General features: G+C 43.8%; 17 protein-coding genes. 1 reads left to right on the top strand and 16 read right to left on the bottom strand.

Translation table 11 applies throughout. The features are described from left to right. From hemB to hemA, 5 genes are read right to left on the bottom strand one after another with little or no spacing between them, the layout of a single operon-like run. Positions 1-975, bottom strand: a complete 975-nt coding sequence (gene hemB / locus UJ203_RS01470; protein ID WP_322008457.1) for a porphobilinogen synthase — start codon at positions 973-975, stop codon at positions 1-3. After that, entirely contained in the window at positions 972-1760 is a 789-nt protein-coding gene (gene hemD / locus UJ203_RS01465; protein ID WP_322008456.1) for a uroporphyrinogen-III synthase, read from the bottom strand. Before hemD ends, hemB begins: the two co-directional genes overlap by 4 nt. Further along, on the bottom strand, positions 1750-2691 hold the full coding sequence (gene hemC / locus UJ203_RS01460; protein WP_095714283.1) for a hydroxymethylbilane synthase: 942 nt from the start codon (positions 2689-2691) through the stop codon (positions 1750-1752). Before hemC ends, hemD begins: the two co-directional genes overlap by 11 nt. A gap of 36 nt (positions 2692-2727) precedes the next feature. Continuing rightward, positions 2728-3558: a cytochrome c biogenesis protein gene (locus UJ203_RS01455; RefSeq protein ID WP_010335178.1), complete on the bottom strand. Its 831-nt coding sequence runs from the start codon at positions 3556-3558 to the stop codon at positions 2728-2730. A 7-nt stretch (positions 3559-3565) separates the two neighbouring features. Next, positions 3566-4933, bottom strand: coding sequence for a glutamyl-tRNA reductase (hemA, locus tag UJ203_RS01450; RefSeq protein ID WP_101863439.1), 1368 nt, complete (start codon positions 4931-4933; stop codon positions 3566-3568). A 230-nt stretch (positions 4934-5163) separates the two neighbouring features. On the opposite strand from hemA, the gene UJ203_RS01445 reads away from it, so the two are divergent. Further along, positions 5164-5661, top strand: a complete 498-nt coding sequence (locus tag UJ203_RS01445) for a hypothetical protein (RefSeq protein WP_105953476.1) — start codon at positions 5164-5166, stop codon at positions 5659-5661. 23 nt (positions 5662-5684) lie between these two features. Here UJ203_RS01445 and yihA read toward each other — a convergent pair whose 3' ends face one another. The 11 genes from yihA to ilvC all read right to left on the bottom strand — a co-directional run bounded on the left by yihA (position 5685) and on the right by ilvC (position 20516). Continuing rightward, positions 5685-6272, bottom strand: a complete 588-nt coding sequence (gene yihA, locus UJ203_RS01440) for a ribosome biogenesis GTP-binding protein YihA/YsxC (RefSeq protein ID WP_010335181.1) — start codon at positions 6270-6272, stop codon at positions 5685-5687. Further along, a complete protein-coding gene (gene lon / locus UJ203_RS01435; protein WP_322008455.1) occupies positions 6269-8593 on the bottom strand; it encodes an endopeptidase La in 2325 nt (774 codons plus the stop codon). Before lon ends, yihA begins: the two co-directional genes overlap by 4 nt. A gap of 179 nt (positions 8594-8772) precedes the next feature. Then, positions 8773-10431, bottom strand: a complete 1659-nt coding sequence (gene lonB / locus UJ203_RS01430; protein ID WP_268509628.1) for an ATP-dependent protease LonB — start codon at positions 10429-10431, stop codon at positions 8773-8775. Between the two features lie 151 nt (positions 10432-10582). After that, entirely contained in the window at positions 10583-11845 is a 1263-nt protein-coding gene (gene clpX / locus UJ203_RS01425) for an ATP-dependent protease ATP-binding subunit ClpX (RefSeq protein ID WP_024122377.1), read from the bottom strand. Between the two features lie 271 nt (positions 11846-12116). Further along, positions 12117-13391 (bottom strand): trigger factor, encoded by a 1275-nt coding sequence (gene tig / locus UJ203_RS01420; protein ID WP_059293478.1) that lies wholly within the window; start codon positions 13389-13391, stop codon positions 12117-12119. 227 nt (positions 13392-13618) lie between these two features. Further along, positions 13619-14623: a DNA damage checkpoint antagonist DdcA gene (ddcA, locus tag UJ203_RS01415; RefSeq protein ID WP_322008454.1), complete on the bottom strand. Its 1005-nt coding sequence runs from the start codon at positions 14621-14623 to the stop codon at positions 13619-13621. Between the two features lie 121 nt (positions 14624-14744). Continuing rightward, positions 14745-15344, bottom strand: coding sequence for a 3-isopropylmalate dehydratase small subunit (gene leuD / locus UJ203_RS01410; RefSeq protein WP_101861315.1), 600 nt, complete (start codon positions 15342-15344; stop codon positions 14745-14747). 12 nt (positions 15345-15356) lie between these two features. Beyond that, positions 15357-16775, bottom strand: a complete 1419-nt coding sequence (leuC, locus tag UJ203_RS01405; protein WP_202853728.1) for a 3-isopropylmalate dehydratase large subunit — start codon at positions 16773-16775, stop codon at positions 15357-15359. 51 nt (positions 16776-16826) lie between these two features. After that, positions 16827-17924 (bottom strand): 3-isopropylmalate dehydrogenase, encoded by a 1098-nt coding sequence (leuB, locus tag UJ203_RS01400; RefSeq protein ID WP_024122382.1) that lies wholly within the window; start codon positions 17922-17924, stop codon positions 16827-16829. A gap of 20 nt (positions 17925-17944) precedes the next feature. After that, positions 17945-19501 carry a 2-isopropylmalate synthase gene (locus UJ203_RS01395; RefSeq protein ID WP_024122383.1) on the bottom strand — a complete coding sequence of 519 codons (1557 nt, stop codon included), beginning with the start codon at positions 19499-19501 and terminating at the stop codon, positions 17945-17947. Beyond that, positions 19488-20516: a ketol-acid reductoisomerase gene (gene ilvC / locus UJ203_RS01390; protein WP_024122384.1), complete on the bottom strand. Its 1029-nt coding sequence runs from the start codon at positions 20514-20516 to the stop codon at positions 19488-19490. Before ilvC ends, UJ203_RS01395 begins: the two co-directional genes overlap by 14 nt. Between the last annotated feature and the right edge of the window lie 14 nt (positions 20517-20530).

Genomic DNA, 20530 nt, shown 5'->3' with positions numbered 1-20530 from the left:
TTACTCCGCAAGCCATTTTGCTGCGTCTTTTGCATGATACGTGATAATCAGGTCGGCACCCGCACGCTTCATGCTTGTCAAAATTTCTAAGACAATCTCTTTTTCCTTGATCCAGCCGTTCTGAGCTGCAGCCTTCACCATAGAATACTCTCCGCTTACATTATAAGCCACAAGCGGCAATGTAAACTCATTTTTCACATCCCGCATGATATCCATATAAGAAAGTGAAGGTTTCACAATCAGGAAGTCCGCGCCTTCCTCAACATCTGATTGGGCTTCACGGAGTGCCTCAAGACGGTTGGCAGGGTCCATTTGATACGTTTTGCGGTCGCCAAATTGAGGCGTGCTGTTTGCTGCATCACGGAACGGACCGTAAAACTCACTTGAATATTTCACAGCGTAAGACATGATCGGAATATTGATGAAGCCTTCTTTATCTAACGCTTCTCTGATAACCGTCACAAATCCGTCCATCATGTTAGAAGGCGCAATGATATCCGCTCCGGCTTTTGCTTGGCTGACAGCTGTCTGTGCCAATAGCTCCAAGGATTCATCATTCAAGATCTGTCCGTCTTTGACGAGACCGCAATGTCCGTGATCTGTATATTCACATAGGCATGTATCAGCGACGACAACCATCTCAGGGAAGTGCTTTTTAATTTCGGCAATTGCTTCTTGCACAATCCCATGGTCATGGTAAGCTTGCGTTCCGCAATCATCTTTTTCTTCAGGTATGCCGAAAACAATGACGGATTGAATTCCGAGACTGACCAGCTCAGCCACTTCATCCTTTAATAGATCTAAAGATACATGATAAACATCAGGCATTGAAGGAACAGCTTTTTTTCCTTCTAAACCTTCAACGACAAAGATCGGATAAATAAAATCAGATGGATGCAGACGAGTTTCTTTCACCATCTCTCTCATTGCTATTGATGACCGCAAACGGCGGTGTCTGTTAAATGATTGACTCATATTCTATCTTCCTTTCTAGACATGCGGCACATTAAATCAAGCATGCCGTCAATTGTAAATGTATCAGGCATATACGACGTGATTCCGTACGACAGCAGAGCGTCCCTCGTTAGCGGTCCGATGCTGATGCAGGCCGTCTGGTGTGCCGGCCATTTTTTTATTCCTTCTCCCAGAACATGCATAAATGTATGTACGGTTGATGAGCTTGTAAATGTCACATAATCAAATGAATACTGATTCGCGGCATTTTTTAATTCCTCGATGCCATCTTCATCAGGAACAGTTTTATATACGACCCATTCCTGCACTTCAAAGCCAAGAGGCGTAAGCTCTTTTTTTATCACATCGCGAGATAAATTGCCTTTTATGACTGAAATCCGTTCTGACGGTTCGGCATGCTGCTTAAGAGCGTCCGCCAATTGTTCTGCAATATAGTCATGAGGCATTACATCAACCGATACGTTGTACGATTCTAAACGGTGTGCGGTTTTTTCACCAACAGCCGCAATTTTTTTATGACCGGGAACAATAAGCTGATTTTCTTTCAGATAAGAAAAAAAGAAATCCGCTCCATTTACACTCGTAAACACAAGCCAGCCGGGTATGGTTAGATCTATTCGCACCTGTTCTGCCAGATCATTCGGCAGAGCTCGGCGAAACGTGATCAATGAAGCCAATACCGCTTTTCCACCAAGCTGCTCCACTTTCTGCCGAAACGATTTTGCCTGCGTCTTATTTCGGGTGACAAGCACTGTTTTTCCTTTCAAAGGAAAATCATTTACCATCCTCATCCAGCTCCCGTTTTACGCGATCAATTAAATCTTTAGCGCCTTTATCAGTCATGAGAGCCGCACAGCGCTTTCCGACTTCCTCCGGATCGTTTCCGGTGACGGTTTCTTTGAAAATGATTTTTCCATCAGGCGAAGCCACAAGCCCTGTCAGTTCAATTTCATCCTGGCCGTTTATCACCGAGTAGCCGGCGATCGGCACCTGACAGCCGCCCTCCATCGCGTTTAAGTAGGCACGTTCTGCCAGTACAGTCCGTTTTGTGTACTCATCCGTAAACTGAGAAAATAACGTTAAAAGCTCTCGATCGGATTCGCGGCACTCAATTGCAAGAGCGCCTTGGCCAACAGCCGGAAGACAGCGCTCAGGCTCAAGAAATTCAGTTACGACATCCTGCTTCCAGCCCATTCTGGAAAGCCCTGCTGCAGCTAAAATAATTGCGTCATAATCTTCGTTTTCCAGCTTTTGAAGTCTCGTATCTATATTACCTCTAATCCATTTAATTGTAATGTCAGGACGCTCAATCAAAAGCTGCGCGCTTCTTCTTAAACTGCTTGTGCCGATTACAGCACCTTCCTTCAATTCAGAAAGCTTTACACGATTCTTTGAAATAAGAGCGTCACGAGGATCTTCCCGTTCAGGAATACAGCCGATCACAAGGCCTTCAGGCAAAACGGCAGGCATATCCTTCATGCTGTGAACCGCCATATCAATGTCTTCGTTTAAAAGCGCTTGTTCGATTTCTTTGACAAACAGCCCTTTCCCTCCCACTTTTGACAGGGTAACATCAACAATCCGGTCACCCTTTGTGACGATTTCTTTTATGTCAAAAGCAAAAGAAGGATTGATTTCCTTCAGTTTGCGAATCACCCATTTTGTTTGGGTCATAGCGAGTTTGCTCCGTCTGGAACCTACTTTTATCGTTCTCATTTTTTCTTTCCTCCCGAATCTGCTTGGGCACATTATTTAACTGAACCAATGGAATTGAGACAGGCTTCCGAGCAGGAAATAATTGATCATCAGCACGAGAAAACAAGCCGTATTCCACAGTGCGGCGACCTTCCCCTGAAGCTCTTTAATCAGCCTGATATAGAGATAATAGCTGTAGAGAAGCAGGACGACAAACGAACCAAGCACTTTGGCGTCGAACCAATACAGCGTTTCTAGAGACACATACGCCCAAATGACGCCAAGAATCAAACTCAGCAAAAGCATCGGAACTCCGATGACATTCAGAACATACGCCATATAATCAAGCTTAGACAAATCTTCTATTCTCAACAGCCACTTTCCCCATTTTTTCTTTTTTAACAGATGATATTGAAACAAATAGAGCACAGAAAATACAAAAGAAAGGGAAAAAGCGCCGTAAGAAAGAATCGCCATTGTAATATGAATCACTAACAGCTCCGATACGAGCTGACCCGAAAAAGCCGCTGACTGCTGCTCCGTCGGTGAAAATGTATGAATGGCGATCATAGCAAACCCTATTACATTTGTAAAAAACACAATAAAATCAACACGCAGCAGCTTTGTCAGTACAAGTGACAGTGTGACAAGCACCCAAGCATAAAAATAAAGCGCCTCCGTCACATTTAATACCGGAAACCGCCCCGTCACCCACATAAAGTAGGCTAAATACACGGTTTGCAGAGTCCAGACAATAGAAAGCAACCAGAAGGCCATTTTCCCAGCCTTCCGGTTGTGTTGAAGAAAATCTATAAAATAAAAGAGTACACTTAATGCGTAAATGACGATTGTCCCTTCATTAAGTCTTGCCATTGCAGTATCAATCATTCAGCTTTCACTCACTTACAAGTGGGGCAAACCCCGCTCTTGATTCAGCCTTCTTATAAGAATGGACCTTTTGGCTGCCTTCAACGCTTTTGATCATTTGCCGGCCCGCAGCTTCTTCTATATCAAAAATCTGCATAAACAAAGCCAGCTTTTCTTCAGAATCAGCCTCTGCCGCAAGTTCTTTCACCTTTAATATCGGGTCGCGGAGCATTTGATTAATGATACTTTTCGTATGTTTATTCAAAAGTTTTTTCTCTCTTGTCGTCAAATGAGGCAGCTTCCGTTCGATGCTGTCCATCGTTTCAGACTGGATTGCCAGCGCCTTTTCACGCAATGCGGAAATGACGGGCACTACACCGAGTGTATTCAGCCATTGTTTAAATTCAACAATGGTTTCTTCAATTAACAGTTCAACCTTCTCAGCGGTTTCTCTCCGCTCTTTCAGGTTCGCTTCTACGATCCCTTCAAGATCGTCTATATCATAAAGGAAGACGCCTTCTAGATCGTTCAAAGCGGGATCCAAGTCTCTTGGCACGGCGATGTCCACCATAAATAAAGGACGGCCCTTGCGAAGCTTGTTCGCGTTTTCCATCATTTCTTTAGACACAACAAAATCACTCGCACCGGTAGAGCTGATTAAAATATCGGCTTCTGCAAGCGCGCTTTCAAGCTGATTTAAGCTTCGCGCTTCACCGGAGAAACGGTCTGCAAGTTCTTTCGCTTTCAAGTATGTTCTGTTAATGACGGTCACTTTTCCGATTCCCTGTCCGTGCAGATTTTCGGCTGCAAGCTCGCCCATCTTTCCTGCACCAAGGATCAATATATGCTTGCTTGAAAGGTTTCCGAAGATTTTTTTCGCAAGCTCAACGGCCGCATAGCTAACAGACACTGCATTAGAGCCAATGTCTGTTTCGGCATGAGTCCGTTTACCCACTGTAACCGCCTGCTTAAACAACTCATTAAAAATCGTGCCGATCGTTTTTTCTTGCTGAGCTGTTTTGAAGCTGTCGCGCACCTGGCCGAGAATTTGCGTTTCACCGATCACCATAGAATCCAATCCGCAGGCTACACGGAACAAATGCTCAACAGCCGCATCGCTTTCATAAAATCTTAAAAACGGCGACAGGTCTTCTTTGCTTAAGTGAAACCAGTCAGCTAAAAATTTCTTTATATAATAACGGCCGGTATGGAGCTGGTCGACTACCGCATAAATTTCAGTGCGGTTGCAGGTAGATACGATGATATTTTCGAGAATGCTTTTCTCTGCTTTTAGCTGCACCATCGCTTCTGCAAGCTCATTCGGCTGAAAACTTACTTTTTCACGTATCTCAATAGGGGCGGATTTATAATCTACTCCCACAACAAGTATATGCATAGCTTTCCTTACACCCCCAACACCCAAACTTTAATTTATAATCATTCTAACATAGAATTCATTATTTATAATAATTATAACATAGTTTCTTTCGCAAAATGTGAACAGATTTCAAAAATCTTGTGCTATATTAGAAAAAGCTTCACGAACAAAATATGTTCCTATTGACAATACCAAAAACAGCAGAAAATTACTCAAAATCAGCTCTAGAAAACAAGAAGGTGATATGCATGAAACAAAAATCAATTTTATTTCCTTGTCTGCTGCTCGCCGCATCCGTTTACGCATGGCTTGAAAGCGGCCAAGCCGAACTGTTTTCAGGACAGGATCAATGGCCTGTTCTTCTTATGCTGTTAGGCGCAGCCTTTATATACCAAGGAAAAAAAGAAGCTGTCTCCCCCCATTTCTTTATCGGCTTGCTTCTCTTCGGAATCGGTTTGCACTTTTTCGCTAAGCCAAAGTGGACATGGTGGCCGGATGATTTTGAAATGCTACTCTTCATGGTCGGCTTCTCACTGCTCGTTTCAACCGTTCAGAAAAAAGAATATGTATATGAAGCTGTTTCGATGATTTGTTTTTCCCTGTTTCTTTACTTTTTCAAACAGATTATGGCATGGCTCGAGTCTGCGCATATTCCCACGGCCCTGCTGAAAGAGTATTGGCCGTTTGTATTTATCGGAATCAGTTTATTGTTATTATTGATAAAACGAAAAAAATCTATACGATAAATAAAACCGGCAGAGAGTATTCTCTACCGGTTTATCATTTTTTTGATCACTCCCCAAGCTTCGTCTTTCCCCTTTTTCGTTTCTGAGGAGTAGAGAATCAGCTCGTCTTCCGGATCAATATTTAATGTCTGTCTTACAACCTTCGCGTGTTTGTCCCATTTTCCTTTCGGGATCTTATCGGCTTTTGTAGCGATAATAATAACAGGAATGCCGTAATACTTTAAGAATTCATACATCTGCACATCATCATTAGACGGTGCATGCCGCAAATCAACGATCTGCACCACTGCTTTCAATTCCTCGCGTGTCGTAATGTAGGTTTCAATCATTCTTCCCCAAGCTTCACGCTCGGATTTTGACACTTTGGCAAAACCGTAACCCGGTACATCAACAAAATGCAATTCGTCATTAATAATGTAGAAATTTAATGTTTGTGTTTTTCCCGGTTTTGATGATGTTCTCGCAAGATTTTTACGATTAATCAATGAATTGATAAAAGATGACTTTCCAACGTTCGATCTCCCGGCCAGTGCAATCTCCGGAAGCCCCCCTTCAGGGTACTGTTCAGGTTTAACTGCACTGATTACGATTTCTGACTTTGTGACTTTCATTTCTTCTCTCCTACTAAGGCATGTTCCAAAACGTCGTCTAAGTGGGATGCCAATATAAAGGTGAGCCCCTCTCTGACGCTTTCTGGAATATCCTCTATATCTTTTTCATTATCTTTAGGCGCAATAATGGTCGTCAATCCCGCTCTATGTGCCCCGAGTGCTTTTTCTTTCAGTCCGCCGATCGGAAGCACGCGTCCGCGAAGCGTAATTTCGCCAGTCATTCCGACTTTACGCGATACAGCCCGTCCTGTTAAAGCAGAAACAAGCGCAGTCGCCATTGTGATACCGGCAGACGGACCATCTTTAGGCACCGCACCCTCAGGAACGTGTATATGAATATCATACTTCTCATGAAAGTCAGGTTCAATGCCAAGTTCTTCTGTTTTTGAACGCACGTAGCTGAAAGCCGCCTGAGCAGACTCTCTCATGACATCACCAAGCTTACCCGTCAGGATCAATTTTCCTTTCCCTGGAGAAAGCGATACTTCAATCGACAGCGTATCTCCGCCGACAGTTGTATAAGCCAGCCCCGTGACGACGCCCACCTGATCTTCCGTTTCTGCTTGTCCGTATCTGAAAATTCGTTTTCCGATAAAGTCATGAAGATTTTTCTCCGTAACTGTAATCCGTTTTCTATCTTCAGAAACAATGGCTTTTGCGGCCTTGCGGCAGATGGCAGCAAGCTGGCGTTCGAGGTTTCTCACACCTGCTTCTCTCGTATAATAGCGAATAATATCAAGAATGGCCTGATCACGCAGCTGCAGGTTGCTCTTTTTGAGCCCATGCTCCTTGATCTGCTTCGGAAGAAGGTGATCTTTCACAATTTCAAGTTTTTCCACTTCCGTGTAGCCCGCAATATTAATGATTTCCATTCTGTCTCTAAGCGGTCCCGGGATTGTCGCTAAATTGTTAGCCGTAGCGATAAAGAGCACTTTTGACAGATCAAAGGTCTCCTCAATGTAGTGGTCGCTGAAGGTGCTGTTTTGCTCTGGATCAAGCACTTCAAGCATTGCGGATGACGGATCGCCTCTGAAATCAGAAGACATTTTGTCAATTTCGTCTAATAAGAAGACCGGATTCAGCTTGCCGGCTTTTTTCATGCCTTGAATAATACGTCCAGGCATTGCCCCGACATATGTCCGTCTGTGCCCGCGAATTTCTGATTCATCACGCACCCCGCCAAGTGAAATTCTGACAAATTTCCGATCCATACTTTTAGCAATCGATTTGGCCAAGGACGTTTTTCCGACCCCTGGAGGTCCAGCCAAACAGAGAATCGGACCTTTTAAGGATTTTGTCAGCTTCTGAACAGCCAAATACTCTAAAATACGCTCTTTCACTTTTTCAAGTCCGTGATGTTCTTTGTCCAAAAGATGTTCAGCCTCTTTTAAATTAAGCTTATCTTCTGTCTCATCCGTCCATGGGAGAGCGACCAGCCAGTCAATATAATTGCGGATAACAGAACTTTCGGCAGAACTGGACGGAATTTTTTCATATCTGTTTAATTCCTTAAGAGCCGTTTCCTTCACATGGTCAGGCATGCCCGCTTCTTCGATTTTTTCGGTCAGCGTTTGAACTTCACCTGTTTTGCCTTCTTTATCGCCAAGCTCTTTTTGGATCGCCTTCATCTGTTCGCGCAAATAGTATTCCTTTTGCGTACGCTCCATTGAACGTTTGACGCGCTGGCCGATTTTTTTCTCGATCTCAAGCACTTCTTTTTCATTGTTGATAAAATCAATGACCTTGTTCAGTCTGTCTTTGACATCAGCCGTTTCTAATATATCCTGCTTATCCTTTAGTTTAAGAGGCAGGTGAGAAGCAACAATGTCTGCCATTCTGCCCGGCTCTTCGATATCAGTAACCGCGGCATACGTTTCGGCTGAGATTTTTTTAGAAATTTTTATGTACTGATCAAAGTGGTCCAACAAAGTCCGCATCAGCGCTTCGTCTTCTGTATCTTTTGAATCATCTTCAGAGATCAGCTGAATGTCTACTGATGTATAATCTTCATGCTCATTGTATTCAATGATCTGGGCGCGCTGTATGCCCTCCACCAGCACACGAATCGTACCGTTCGGAAGCTTCAGCATTTGTTTAATTTTCGTATAGGTGCCGACAGTAAAAATTTCGTCTTCACCCGGTTCGTCTATCGAAATATCCTGCTGAGTAGCTAAAAATATCATATGATCATGCATCATTGCCTGTTCAAGGGCCTGAACCGACTTGTCACGTCCTACATCTAAGTGCAAAACCATTGTCGGGTACACTAATAAACCTCTTAAAGGGAGGAGCGGGATGCTGCGTTTTAATTCTTCTGCCATGTGACTGACACCTCCGTGACTTTAGTATGAACCATTATAATACAACTTTTTCATCCTTGTACAATAAACGGCATGGTTTCATTTTCTATAACACAGTCTCCTCGTAGTATACCCTTTCTTTCTGATCTGAAAAAGGAAAAGATGTCCTTCATGAAAAAAACCCTATTTTTAAAATAGGGTCAGACCGATTCTTTATTCATTTGCATGTTAAACGGTTTTTGTTCAGTAGGCGGGTTCACTAAAATTTCATCAAGCACTTCCTGGAACGTTTTCACCGCCACAATTTTGATCCCTTCAATCTGTTTTAAGATCGATTGCTGATTTTCATGCGGGATAATAACTTTTTTGGCACCGGACTGTTTTGCCGCTTTAATTTTCGGGATCACGCCTCCAATCGGTTTTACAAGTCCGTTTAGACTGATCTCGCCTGTCATGGCAACCGTGTTGTCAATCGGAATTTTATGAACGGCTGAAAAAATTCCCGCCGCCATGGCAATACCTGCCGACGGCCCGTCAATCGGAATGCCGCCGGGAAAATTAATGTGGATATCATAGTCTGAAGGCTTCATTCCCATTGTACGCAGTACGGTTAGCACATTCTCAACCGAGCCCTTTGCCATGCTTTTCCGGCGAATTGATTTTGATTGGCTGCCGATGCTCTCTTCTTCTGCTATTCCGGTAATGTTAATTGACCCTTTATCCTGAGCCGGTGTTACGTTCACTTCGATTTCCAGCAGCGAACCGCTGTTAGGGCCATACACTGCAAGCCCGTTTACGATGCCGATTTGCGGTGCAGAGCCGATTTTCTGCTCGTGTTTAGGGGTAAGCTGGCTGGAATGAATCACCCATTCTATATCCTCAATGGTGATGTCCTTCCGATCTTCGGTCACCGCCATTCCCGCCGCGATTTGAATCATATTGACGGCTTCCCGGCCGTTCCGCGTATAGCTGGTCAGCAAATCAAGCCCCTCTTCAGAAATATTCTTTTCAATCTTATCCACTGCTGTTTTGGCAACTGATTTCAGCTCATCTTTCTCAAGCTCGCGGAAAAATACCTCTAAACAGCGGGATCGGATTGCCGGAGGGATTTCATTAGGCATTCTTGTTGTCGCACCGATCAGACGAAAATCAGCCGGAAGCCCATTTTGAAAAATATCGTGAATATGGTTCGGTATTTGTGTATTTTCTTCGCTGTAATAAGCGCTGTCTAAAAAGACTTTCCGGTCCTCAAGCACCTTCAGCATTTTATTCATTTGAATCGGATGCAGCTCCCCAATTTCATCAATAAACAATACACCGCCGTGGGCATGCGTGACAGCCCCCTGCTTCGGCTGCGGAATACCCGCCTGTCCCATCGCTCCGGCCCCTTGGTATATCGGATCATGTACAGATCCAATGAGCGGATCGGCAATTCCTCTTTCATCAAATCGAGCCGTTGTCGCATCGAGTTCCACAAAAACAGCCTGCTCTTTAAAAGGTGATTGCTTATGTTTTTTGGCTTCCTCTAACACAAGCCTTGCAGCAGCTGTTTTTCCGACTCCCGGCGGTCCATAGACAATGACGTGCTGGGGATTCGGTCCGCACAATGCCGCTTTTAACGCTTTAATCCCGTCTTCCTGACCGACGATATCTTGAAAGCTTTTAGGGCGCACCTTTTCAGATAACGGTTCGGACAGGCTGATAGCCCGCATTTTGCGAAGCTGCTCCATTTCCTTCTTTGATTCCTTATCTATCGTGACTTTTTGTGTCCTTTGATTTTTAAGCAAATTCCAAAAATACAAACCAATGATAATCCCAAAAAACAGCTGAATAAATAATGCGATCCCTGTCCAACTCATGGTGGTCCCTCCTGAAAAACAATTTATGTATCCAATTCATTCCTCTGATTGCTAGTATCTCCCACAAAAGAGGGGAATAAACGTTTTCCGGAAGAGTTTACACAACAAAAAACCTCCTGAATGTTACCACTCAGGAGGTTCATTTTCATTTTTAAGCAGACGTTTTATCTTGGCTAACCTCAGTACCGTCCTTTAACAAAAGGCGAGGCGGTTCTCCATGCGTTACAGTCGCCCCAGTAATCACACATTTTTCAATGTCATCACGGGAAGGCAGGTCAAACATCACATCAAGCATAATGCCTTCAATGATGGAACGGAGTCCGCGTGCTCCTGTCTTACGCTCAATTGCTTTTTTAGCAATTTCAGACAGCGCTTCTTCTTCAAACTCAAGCTCAACATTATCAAGCTCAAGCATTTTCTTGAATTGCTTCACAAGAGCGTTTTTCGGTTTTGTTAAGATCGCAACCAACGCTTCTTCGTCAAGCTTTTCAAGGCTTGCAATAACCGGAAGACGTCCGATGAATTCCGGAATTAATCCGAAACGGAGCAAGTCTTCTGGAAGCACTTTTGAAAGAAGGTCTTCTTTCTCCAGATCTGCAGCCTTATTATCTGAACCGAAGCCAATCACTTTTTGTCCTAAACGGCGTTTGATGATTTGTTCGATACCATCGAAGGCACCGCCGCAAATGAACAAAATGTTTGTTGTATCAATTTGAATAAACTCTTGATGAGGGTGCTTACGTCCACCTTGAGGCGGCACGCTCGCCACAGTTCCTTCAAGAATTTTCAGCAATGCCTGCTGCACGCCTTCACCTGACACATCACGTGTAATAGACGGGTTTTCAGACTTTCTTGCCACTTTATCGATTTCATCAATATAAATAATGCCTTTTTCCGCTTTTTCCACGTCGTAGTCAGCAGCTTGGATGAGTTTCAAGAGAATATTCTCTACATCTTCACCTACATATCCAGCTTCTGTCAGGGACGTAGCGTCAGCAATCGCAAACGGCACATTTAAAATACGGGCTAAAGTTTGCGCAAGAAGGGTTTTACCGCTTCCTGTCGGGCCGATTAATGAAATGTTACTTTTCGAAAGCTCGACATCGTCCACTTTGCTGTTGGAGTTGATGCGTTTGTAGTGGTTATACACCGCAACAGCAAGTGATTTCTTCGCCTGATCCTGACCGATTACATATTCATTCAGAATTTCACGAATTTCCTGCGGCTTCGGCACATCTTTAAATTCTACTTCTTCTTCTGTTCCGAGTTCTTCCTCCACAATTTCAGTGCAGAGTTCGATACATTCGTCACATATATATACACCAGGTCCAGCTACAAGCTTACGAACCTGATCTTGTGTTTTTCCACAGAACGAGCATTTTAATTGTCCTTTTTCCTCGTTGAATTTAAACATTCTTTCACCCCTTAATCTTGTCTCACTTTTTCTTTTACCGGCAGAGCAAAAGAAAATGATTCTTGAAACGAAACGAGTATGTATTGCATTTTACCATACTTTCCAAAAAGACGGTAACATTGTGTTTCTGACTTGCACATTCTATATGTATGACAAAAAACAGCCTGCATTAACTATATTGCCCCAAGAAAAAGAGATATATCATAATTGTACAAAACAAGGCACGAATCATTCGCGCCCTGTTTTATTATTACTATTATTATGCACCATATTAACGGTTTTCTACAAGAAAATCAATTGCTTTGCGAACTTTTAAATCTTCTTTCATCGCGTCAGTAGAACCGATGGCTTGTTTGATATTTTCAACAGGCATGTTGTATGCTTCAGCCATTTTAGAAAGCTCAGCATCAACTTCCTCATCTGTTACTTCAAGGTTTTCCGCTTTCGCAATCGCCTCAAGAGTCAGGTTTGATTTTACGCGTTTTGCAGCATCTTCTTTCATTTGCTCTTTTAACGCAGCTTCATCTTGGCCTGAGAATTGAGTGTAAAGCTCAAGGTTCATGCCTTGCATTTGAAGACGCTGTTCGAATTCTTTCAGCATGCGGTCAAGCTCAGTGTCGATCATCGCTTGAGGAACATCGATTTCAGCGTTTTCAGAAGCTTTCAGAACAAGCTCTTCACGCAATTTAGCGTCAGCTTCGTTTTCTTTTGCTTCTTCTAAACGTTTCTTCGTTTTTTCAGTCAATTCAGCAAGTGTTTCCACTTCTTCATCGATATCTTTTGCGAATTCATCATCAAGCTCAGGAAGCTCTTTCGCTTTGATTTCGTGAATTTTCACTTTGAAGACAGCTGGTTTGCCGGCAAGATCTTCAGCGTGGTACTCTTCAGGGAATGTTACTTCAACATCCTTCTCAGCACCTGCTTCAAGGCCAACTAACTGATCTTCGAAGCCAGGGATGAATGAACCTGAACCCACTTCAAGTGAATAGTTTTCAGCTTTTCCGCCTTCGAATGCTTCGCCGTCAACGAATCCTTCGAAGTCAAGAACAACTGTGTTTCCTTCTTCAACAGCGCCTTCTTCTTTTACAACAAGCTCAGCTTGACGCTCTTGAAGCGCTTTTAGTTCGTTTTGAACATCTTCGTCAGTTACAGCTGTGTCGTCTTTTTCGACGCCTAAGCCTTTGTATTCGCCAAGCTTCACTTCAGGTTTCACTGTTACTTTTGCAGTGAAGATTAAGCTTTCGCCTTTTTCGATTTTTTCAACATCGATTTCAGGACGGTCTACAGGCTCGATTCCAGCTTCTTCAACCGCTTTAGGGTATTCTACAGGAAGAAGAATATCCAAAGCATCTTGGTAAAGAGCTTCTACGCCAAAGCGCTGTTCGAATAAACCGCGTGGAATTTTCCCTTTACGGAATCCAGGAATTGAAACTTGCTTAACTACTTTTTTAAATGCATCATCAAGTGCCGTTTTAAATGTTTCAGCATCAACTTCAACCGTTAAAACGCCTTCGTTGCCTTCTTGTTTTTCCCATTTTACAGACATGTGTTTCCCTCCAAAAATCTATTCAGGTTGTGTCGGTCTTCCATTCTAAAGCAATCATTCGGCTTCGTCCATCAAAAACGAAGCTGCCAAAGATCAGAATCATTATGTATACATTTTAATAATGAACTGTAAAGCCTGTCCAACCGTATTTCTTATAACCCGTTATACACAAATACAACCATTATATTATAACATAACACATACCGCTTTCAACTATATGGCGTGATTTACAAATAAGAAATTTCTTCAATATCTTTAATCATTGTGCACGCTTCATCAAGTTCTCTGTCGGTAAACTCATACATCATATGCAGCTCTTCTCTTTCAATCTCAATCCCATGCATTTCATAGCCGACTTTATGCAGGGCCGCCGCCCAAAGATTGGCAGACAGCAATTTTGGCTGAAATGGATATAAAACATACAAATGTCTTCTCCACAGTTCTTCTACCGCTGCATACAGGGTTGGATTTTCATTCCCAAGCGTTTCATCCAGCACACGGAGAACGCGGTGCAAAATCGGGGAGGCGTCAGGCGGGACAGTCTCGCTCGGCTCGATTGTCATGGAGTCGCCGAATTTTGTAATGTGGACCGGTTTGCTGTAGTCGTGTTCCGCCATTAACATCACGATCATCGTCTTAATAATCGGGTGAGCAGCGGGATCTTCAAGAATTGTTTTTAACAGCCCCGTATACTTTGCTACATTGCGGTCTTTCAATGAATGGATCAAATTCATTTGTTCCTCTGGGCTGGCTAACACTTTCTCCGTGTCGATCACATCTTCATACTCTTCGGCCCAAGCCTCGTCTTCTCGCTCCGGGTCGGTCATTTTGCGGCTGAAATCAAGCAGCTTATAAAATTGCTCGGCGCTTTCCGCAGGCAGCTGATTTTCCTCCAGGACGGCTTCAATCGTGCTTTTTACTTCTTCGTATTTCTTAAGCTGAATTAAGATCGTCATGTATACTTGTAAAACTGTAAAATACTGGCCGTATCCTTCTTTCAGCATCTTTTCGCATACACGTTTTGCCTCTTCCAATTCGCCCAGCTCCAAAAAGCAAATGGCCATGCCCAAGTGAAGATCTGATTCAGTATCATCATATTTCATTGCTTCTGAAAACAGTTCCAGTGCCTCTTGATACTTTTTCTCCTTCAGCGAGGACATTCCTTTTTCCACCAGACGGTCTTTCAAATGAGGAAAAGGAATAATTTTTGCGTTTTTCTTGTCATGCGTCATACCTATATTCCTTTCAGGCATTTATTTTGTTCAAGTGTATCAACACCTGTACACAAAAACAAGAAAGGAAAGGTTCTGCCAGGCAAAAAAAGCTGCCGGACAAATTGCCGGGCAGCTTTTTTTAAGCTTGAAGCCAAGAGCTTCTCTGCGACTCAAATTGCTTAATTTCATCTTCAAGTAAAAGCGTTAATGAAATTTCATCATAGCCGTTGATCAGCATTTCTTTCCAATGCGGATCGACTTCGAATGAGATCTGATTGCTTTCGCTGTCGTGAATAAGCTGATTTTCAAGATCGACTGTCATTTGCAGTGACTGATTTTCGTATTGTCCGACAAGCTTTTTCCAATTGTCATACGGCATGCGAATCGGCAGCATACCGTTTTTAAAGCAGTTTTGGTGGAAAATATCAGCAAATGACGGTGCGATAATGATTTTAAAGCCGTAGTCATCAAGCGCCCACGGTGCGTGTTCACGCGATGACCCGCAGCCGAAGTTTTCTCCCGCTATTAAAATGGACGCCCCTTCATAAGCCGGCTGGTTCAGTTCAAATTCCGGGTTCGGTTCACCATTCGCATCGTATCTCCAGTCAAAAAATGCAAAACGGCCGTAGCCCGTTCTTTCAATTCTCTTTAGAAATTGTTTCGGAATGATCTGGTCTGTATCAACATTAATACGATTTAATACGGCCGCTTTCCCCGTATGTGTTTTCAAAGGTTCCATCTCGTGCACTCCTTACACAACTGTTTTTTCCTGATAAAACTTTCTGACATCCACGAAATGGCCGTGAATGGCGGCCATCGCAGCCATCGCAGGGCTGACGAGATGTGTTTTCGCGCCTTTTCCTTGTCTGCCCTCAAAGTTACGGTTAGAGGTTGACGCACAGCGCTCTCCTTCAGGAACAACGTCATTATTCATGCTCAAACACATGCTGCAGCCTGATTCTCTCCATTCAAATCCAGCGTCTAAGAAGATCTGATGAAGCCCTTCCTTTTCAGCCTGAAGTTTTACGCTCTGAGATCCAGGCACGACGATTGCTCTAACACTTTCAGCCACCTTTTTCCCTTTGATCATATCGGCAGCCTGGCGGAGGTCAGTCATGCGTGAATTTGTACAGGAACCGATAAATACGTGCTCCACTTTAATGTCTTCAATTTTCTGATGAGGAGTCAGCCCCATATATTCATAAGCGCGTATCGCTTCTTTTTTGTCGTCTTCCGCTGAAAAGCTGTCCGGCGCCGGAACTTCAGAATCGACAGGAAGAACCATCCCCGGGTTGATCCCCCATGTCACCATAGGAGAAATTTCATTGCCGTCAAGCACAATTGATTTATCGTAAACAGCGCCTGGATCAGTGCGAAGTGCTTTCCATTCTGCTACGGCTTTATCAAATTCTTCTCCTTTTGGCGTATACTTGCGGTTTTTGCAATATTCAAATGTCACTTCGTCAGGCGCAATCAAACCTGCTCTTGCTCCGGCCTCAATTGACATGTTGCAAACGGTCATCCGCTCATCCATCGTCATGTTTCTGAATACTTCCCCAGTGTATTCAATAACGTAACCGGTGCCGAATTTCACGCCGTATTTACCGATAACAGCAAGAATGACATCCTTTGCCGTTACCCCTTTTTGCAGTGTCCCGTCTACACGCACCTCAAGCGTTTTCGGACGCTGCTGCCAGAGTGTCTGTGTAGAAAGAACATGCTCAACCTCACTCGTTCCGATTCCAAATGCCAGGGCGCCGAATGCACCGTGAGTGGAAGTATGGCTGTCGCCGCATACGATCGTTTTTCCCGGAAGCGTTAAGCCAAGCTCGGGCCCGACTACATGGACAATCCCCTGATCTACGCTGTGAAGATCGGCAAGGCGTACGCCAAACTCTTCGCAGTTCCGCTCAAGCGCTGTCACTTGGCGTTTCGCAACTTCATCCGTTATCTCAAAGCGATTGACGGTTGGAATGTTGTGATCCATCGTTGCGAATGTATTTTGCGGTCTTCTGACCTTTCTTCCCTTTTGTCTCAACCCTTCAAATGCCTGAGGGGATGTCACCTCATGGATGAGATGCAAATCAATATAGAGAAGATCCGGTTTTCCCTCACCATGTTTTACAATATGCTGATCCCAAATCTTTTCGATGATCGTTCGAGGCATCATCTTTATTTCCTCCCTCTACCTATGAACTAAGACCGCTTACACCATAAGCTGTCATACGTTAGAAATTGTATTTTCACTCATTAATGCCGTCTTTACTTCCTCTGTAATGGCCTGAGTGCTGCTGTATTCTTCGCCTCTTGCCAAGTCTCTTGTTCTTTTTCCGGAAGTAAGAACCTGATTGACTGCATCTTCTACAGCTTTCGCTTCTTCTTCAAGCCCGAAAGATGTTCTCAAAAGCATTGCCGCTGATAATATCGCCGCGAATGGATTTGCCATCCCTTTCCCTGCTATGTCAGGTGCTGAGCCGTGTACAGGCTCGAACAGATGGAGTCCTGAGCTTGATAAGCTGGCTGACGGAAGCATCCCGAGAGAACCTGTTAGCATGGACGCTTCGTCGCTTAAAATGTCACCAAACATATTTTCAGTCACCACGACATCAAATTGATTCGGTGCATAAATCAGCTGCATAGCCGCGTTATCAACGAGCATATGCTCAAGTTTCACATCAGGATAGTCTTTTGCGACGTCTTCAGCCACTTCCCGCCACAGCCTGCTTGATTCAAGAACGTTCGCTTTATCAACAGAGGTAACCTTGCCTTTTCTGGCAGCCGCCATTTTAAAGCCCTCTCTGATCACGCGTTCAATTTCTTCCCTCTTATAAAACAGTGTGTCTACCGCTTCTTGCTCACCTTCACTGTTTACATAGCGTTTGCTCGGCTGGCCGAAATACAAACCGCCTGTCAGTTCACGAACGATAACGAAATCAACGTTATCAATATATTCTTTTTTCAAAGGCGAAGCGTCAGAAAGGCTTTCAAACACTTTCACAGGCCGTAAATTCGCAAACAGGTCAAGCTGTTTTCTAATGCTGAGCAAACCTTTTTCGGGTCTCAGCTCCGAAGGGTTTTGATCCCATTTCGGGCCGCCGACAGCACCAAGCAAAATAGCATCAGCCTTTTTACAAATCGCAATGGTTTCCTCTGGGAGAGGGTCGTTGTGTTCGTCAATTGCCGCTCCTCCAATAAGGCCGTATTCAAATTCAAATTCATGGCTGAAGCGTTCGGCAACACTTTTCAGCACGTCTGTCGCTGATTCTAATACTTCAGGGCCGATCCCGTCTCCGGGCAATAGAGCAATCCGTTTCTTCAAATTAACCGTTCTCCTTTCTTTTATGATCCGACAGCTGTATGGTTTTGCAGTCCGTTCATATTAGACTGGAAAACCAATTGACGGTTGACTGCGTTCAGATAGGCTTTCGCCGAAGCTTCTAATACGTCTTGCGCTATGCCCCGCCCTGCTGATTCTTTTCCGTTTACTACTACTCTTACATAAACCTGGGCAAATGCGTCTTCGCCTTTTCTATTGGACTGAATGCGGTAGTCTAAGAGCTCCACATCTTTATCAATACAGCGTTCAAGGGTATTGTATATCGCTTCCACGCTTCCGGCTCCTGTTGCCGCTTCCTGAATAAGCTGGGCGTTTTCTTGATTTTTCAAAGAAACCGTAGCCGTAGGGACCTGAGATGTTCCATAATGAACTTGCAGAGAAAGAAATTCATACCCAATCTTGCGGTCTGTTACTTTTTCTTCTAAAATAAGAGAGACAAGATCCTCATCAGTGATTTCTTTTTTCTTCTCAGTCAACTCTTTAAACATCGTAAAGAACTTATTAATCTCTTCACTATCAAATTGGAATCCCAATGCAGTCAGCCGGTCTTTAAATGCATGGCGTCCTGAATGCTTGCCTAGGACAAGCGCATCTGCCGTTACACCGACAAGCTCTGGTGAAATAATTTCGTATGTTGATTTTTCTTTTAAGAAGCCGTCCTGGTGGATGCCTGATTCATGAGCAAATGCATTGTCGCCCACTACCGCTTTATTTCGAGGAACAGCCATACCTGTGAACTTGCTTACTAAATCACTAGTGCGTTTTATTTCATTTAGCGTAATGCCTGTTTCGACTTGATAGAAATCTTTTCTGATATGAAGGGCAACTGCAATTTCCTCTAATGCAGCATTTCCGGCTCTTTCACCAATTCCGTTAATCGCACATTCAATTTGATCAGCGCCATTTTCGATCGCTGAGAGAGAATTGGCGACTGCCATTCCCAAATCATCGTGGCAGTGAGCTGACAGCTTTGCTTGATGAATGTTTGGAACGTTCTCTTTCATATATTTAAAGATATTCCCGTATTCTGCCGGAGCCAAATAGCCGACTGTATCCGGAAGGTTGATGACACTAGCCCCTGCGTCAATCACTTTTTCTACGATTTCCGCTAAAAACGGCAGTTCAGTTCGGCAGGCATCTTCAGCAGACCATTGAACAATTGGGAAACGCTCTTTTGCGTATTTCACCATTTCAACCGCTCTTTCGATCACCTGTTCACGCGTCATTTTCAGCTTGTGTTTTAAATGAATGTCCGATGTGGCAATGAATACGTGAATCCTTGGCTGAGCACCGTCTTTTAACGCTTCCCATGCAGCATCAATATCACCTTTTACACAGCGGGCAAGACCTGTCACAGAACAATTTTTTATGGTTCTTGCGATTTCCTGCACAGCTAAAAAGTCACCTCGGGACGAAGCGGGAAATCCCGCTTCAATGATATCTGCCCCGAGTCTTTCGAGCTGCTTTGCTATGGCAAGTTTCTCCTGTGTATTTAAGTTTACTCCAGGGGATTGTTCACCATCACGAAGCGTCGTATCGAAAAAATTAATTTTGCGCAACGGAGACCACCGCTTCCTTCTTCTTGCCTTGTTTGACAAACGGCATCATTTCACGAAGCTTTCTTCCCACCACTTCGATTTGATGTTCGTTTTCGCTCGTATTGATTGCGTTGAAACGAGGACGGTTTACTTGGTTTTCTACGATCCATTCTTTAGCAAATGTTCCGTCTTGGATGTCTTTTAAGACTTCTTTCATTGATTCTTTTACTTTTGCGTCTACAACACGCGGCCCGGATACGAAATCTCCCCATTGAGCAGTGTCAGAAATAGAGTATCTCATGCCTTCCAAGCCTTCTTCATACATAAGGTCAACGATCAATTTCAGCTCATGAAGACATTCAAAGTATGCAAGTTCCGGCTGATAACCAGCTTCAGTTAATGTTTCAAATCCAGCTTTTACAAGGGAAGTTAATCCTCCGCAAAGTACAGCTTGCTCACCGAACAGATCCGTTTCTGTTTCTTCTTTAAATGTCGTTTCCAAAACGCCTGCTCTTGCTCCGCCGATTCCTTTTGCGTATGCCAAAGCTTTATCTTTCGCTTCACCTGTCACATCCTGATAGATCGCGAACAACGCCGGTACGCCTGCTCCTTGTTCGTAGGTTCTTCTGACCAAATGTCCAGGACCTTTAGGCGCTACCAAGAATACGTCAACATCTGCCGGTGGAACAATTTGGTGGAAATGAACGTTAAATCCGTGAGCGAAGACCAATGATTTGCCTGCAGTCAGCTCATCTTTGATTTCAGCTTCATATACTTTTTGCTGCTGTTCATCCGGAAGAAGAACCATAATGATCTCAGCTTGAGCCGCAGCTTCTTTTACTGAAAATACTCGATGTCCGTCTTCTTGCGCCTGAGTGAAAGATTTTCCTTGTCTGACACCGACAATCACGTCAATTCCGCTTTCTTTCAGGTTCAGCGCGTGTGCATGCCCTTGTGAGCCATAACCGATAATCGCTACTGTTTTCCCAGCCAATACGTTCTCTTTGATATCACCGTTATAATATACTTTTACCATTTCAATCTCTCCCT

This window comes from Bacillus sp. V26 (genome assembly GCF_034296245.1).
Classification (GTDB): Bacteria; Bacillota; Bacilli; order Bacillales; family Bacillaceae; genus Bacillus; species Bacillus halotolerans.
Note: the sequence above shows the minus strand (reverse complement) of the source record. Positions and strands in the feature narration are given on the sequence as shown.

What these genes read in the sequence shown, in the direction of transcription:
- hemB (WP_322008457.1), bottom strand. Translation starts at nt 975, where the DNA reads ATGAGTCAATCATTTAACAGACACCGCCGTTTGCGGTCATCAATAGCA.
- hemD (WP_322008456.1), bottom strand. Translation starts at nt 1,760, where the DNA reads ATGGTAAATGATTTTCCTTTGAAAGGAAAAACAGTGCTTGTCACCCGA.
- hemC (WP_095714283.1), bottom strand. Translation starts at nt 2,691, where the DNA reads ATGAGAACGATAAAAGTAGGTTCCAGACGGAGCAAACTCGCTATGACC.
- UJ203_RS01455 (WP_010335178.1), bottom strand. Translation starts at nt 3,558, where the DNA reads ATGATTGATACTGCAATGGCAAGACTTAATGAAGGGACAATCGTCATT.
- hemA (WP_101863439.1), bottom strand. Translation starts at nt 4,933, where the DNA reads ATGCATATACTTGTTGTGGGAGTAGATTATAAATCCGCCCCTATTGAG.
- UJ203_RS01445 (WP_105953476.1), top strand. Translation starts at nt 5,164, where the DNA reads ATGAAACAAAAATCAATTTTATTTCCTTGTCTGCTGCTCGCCGCATCC.
- yihA (WP_010335181.1), bottom strand. Translation starts at nt 6,272, where the DNA reads ATGAAAGTCACAAAGTCAGAAATCGTAATCAGTGCAGTTAAACCTGAA.
- lon (WP_322008455.1), bottom strand. Translation starts at nt 8,593, where the DNA reads ATGGCAGAAGAATTAAAACGCAGCATCCCGCTCCTCCCTTTAAGAGGT.
- lonB (WP_268509628.1), bottom strand. Translation starts at nt 10,431, where the DNA reads ATGAGTTGGACAGGGATCGCATTATTTATTCAGCTGTTTTTTGGGATT.
- clpX (WP_024122377.1), bottom strand. Translation starts at nt 11,845, where the DNA reads ATGTTTAAATTCAACGAGGAAAAAGGACAATTAAAATGCTCGTTCTGT.
- tig (WP_059293478.1), bottom strand. Translation starts at nt 13,391, where the DNA reads ATGTCTGTAAAATGGGAAAAACAAGAAGGCAACGAAGGCGTTTTAACG.
- ddcA (WP_322008454.1), bottom strand. Translation starts at nt 14,623, where the DNA reads ATGACGCATGACAAGAAAAACGCAAAAATTATTCCTTTTCCTCATTTG.
- leuD (WP_101861315.1), bottom strand. Translation starts at nt 15,344, where the DNA reads ATGGAACCTTTGAAAACACATACGGGGAAAGCGGCCGTATTAAATCGT.
- leuC (WP_202853728.1), bottom strand. Translation starts at nt 16,775, where the DNA reads ATGATGCCTCGAACGATCATCGAAAAGATTTGGGATCAGCATATTGTA.
- ilvC (WP_024122384.1), bottom strand. Translation starts at nt 20,516, where the DNA reads ATGGTAAAAGTATATTATAACGGTGATATCAAAGAGAACGTATTGGCT.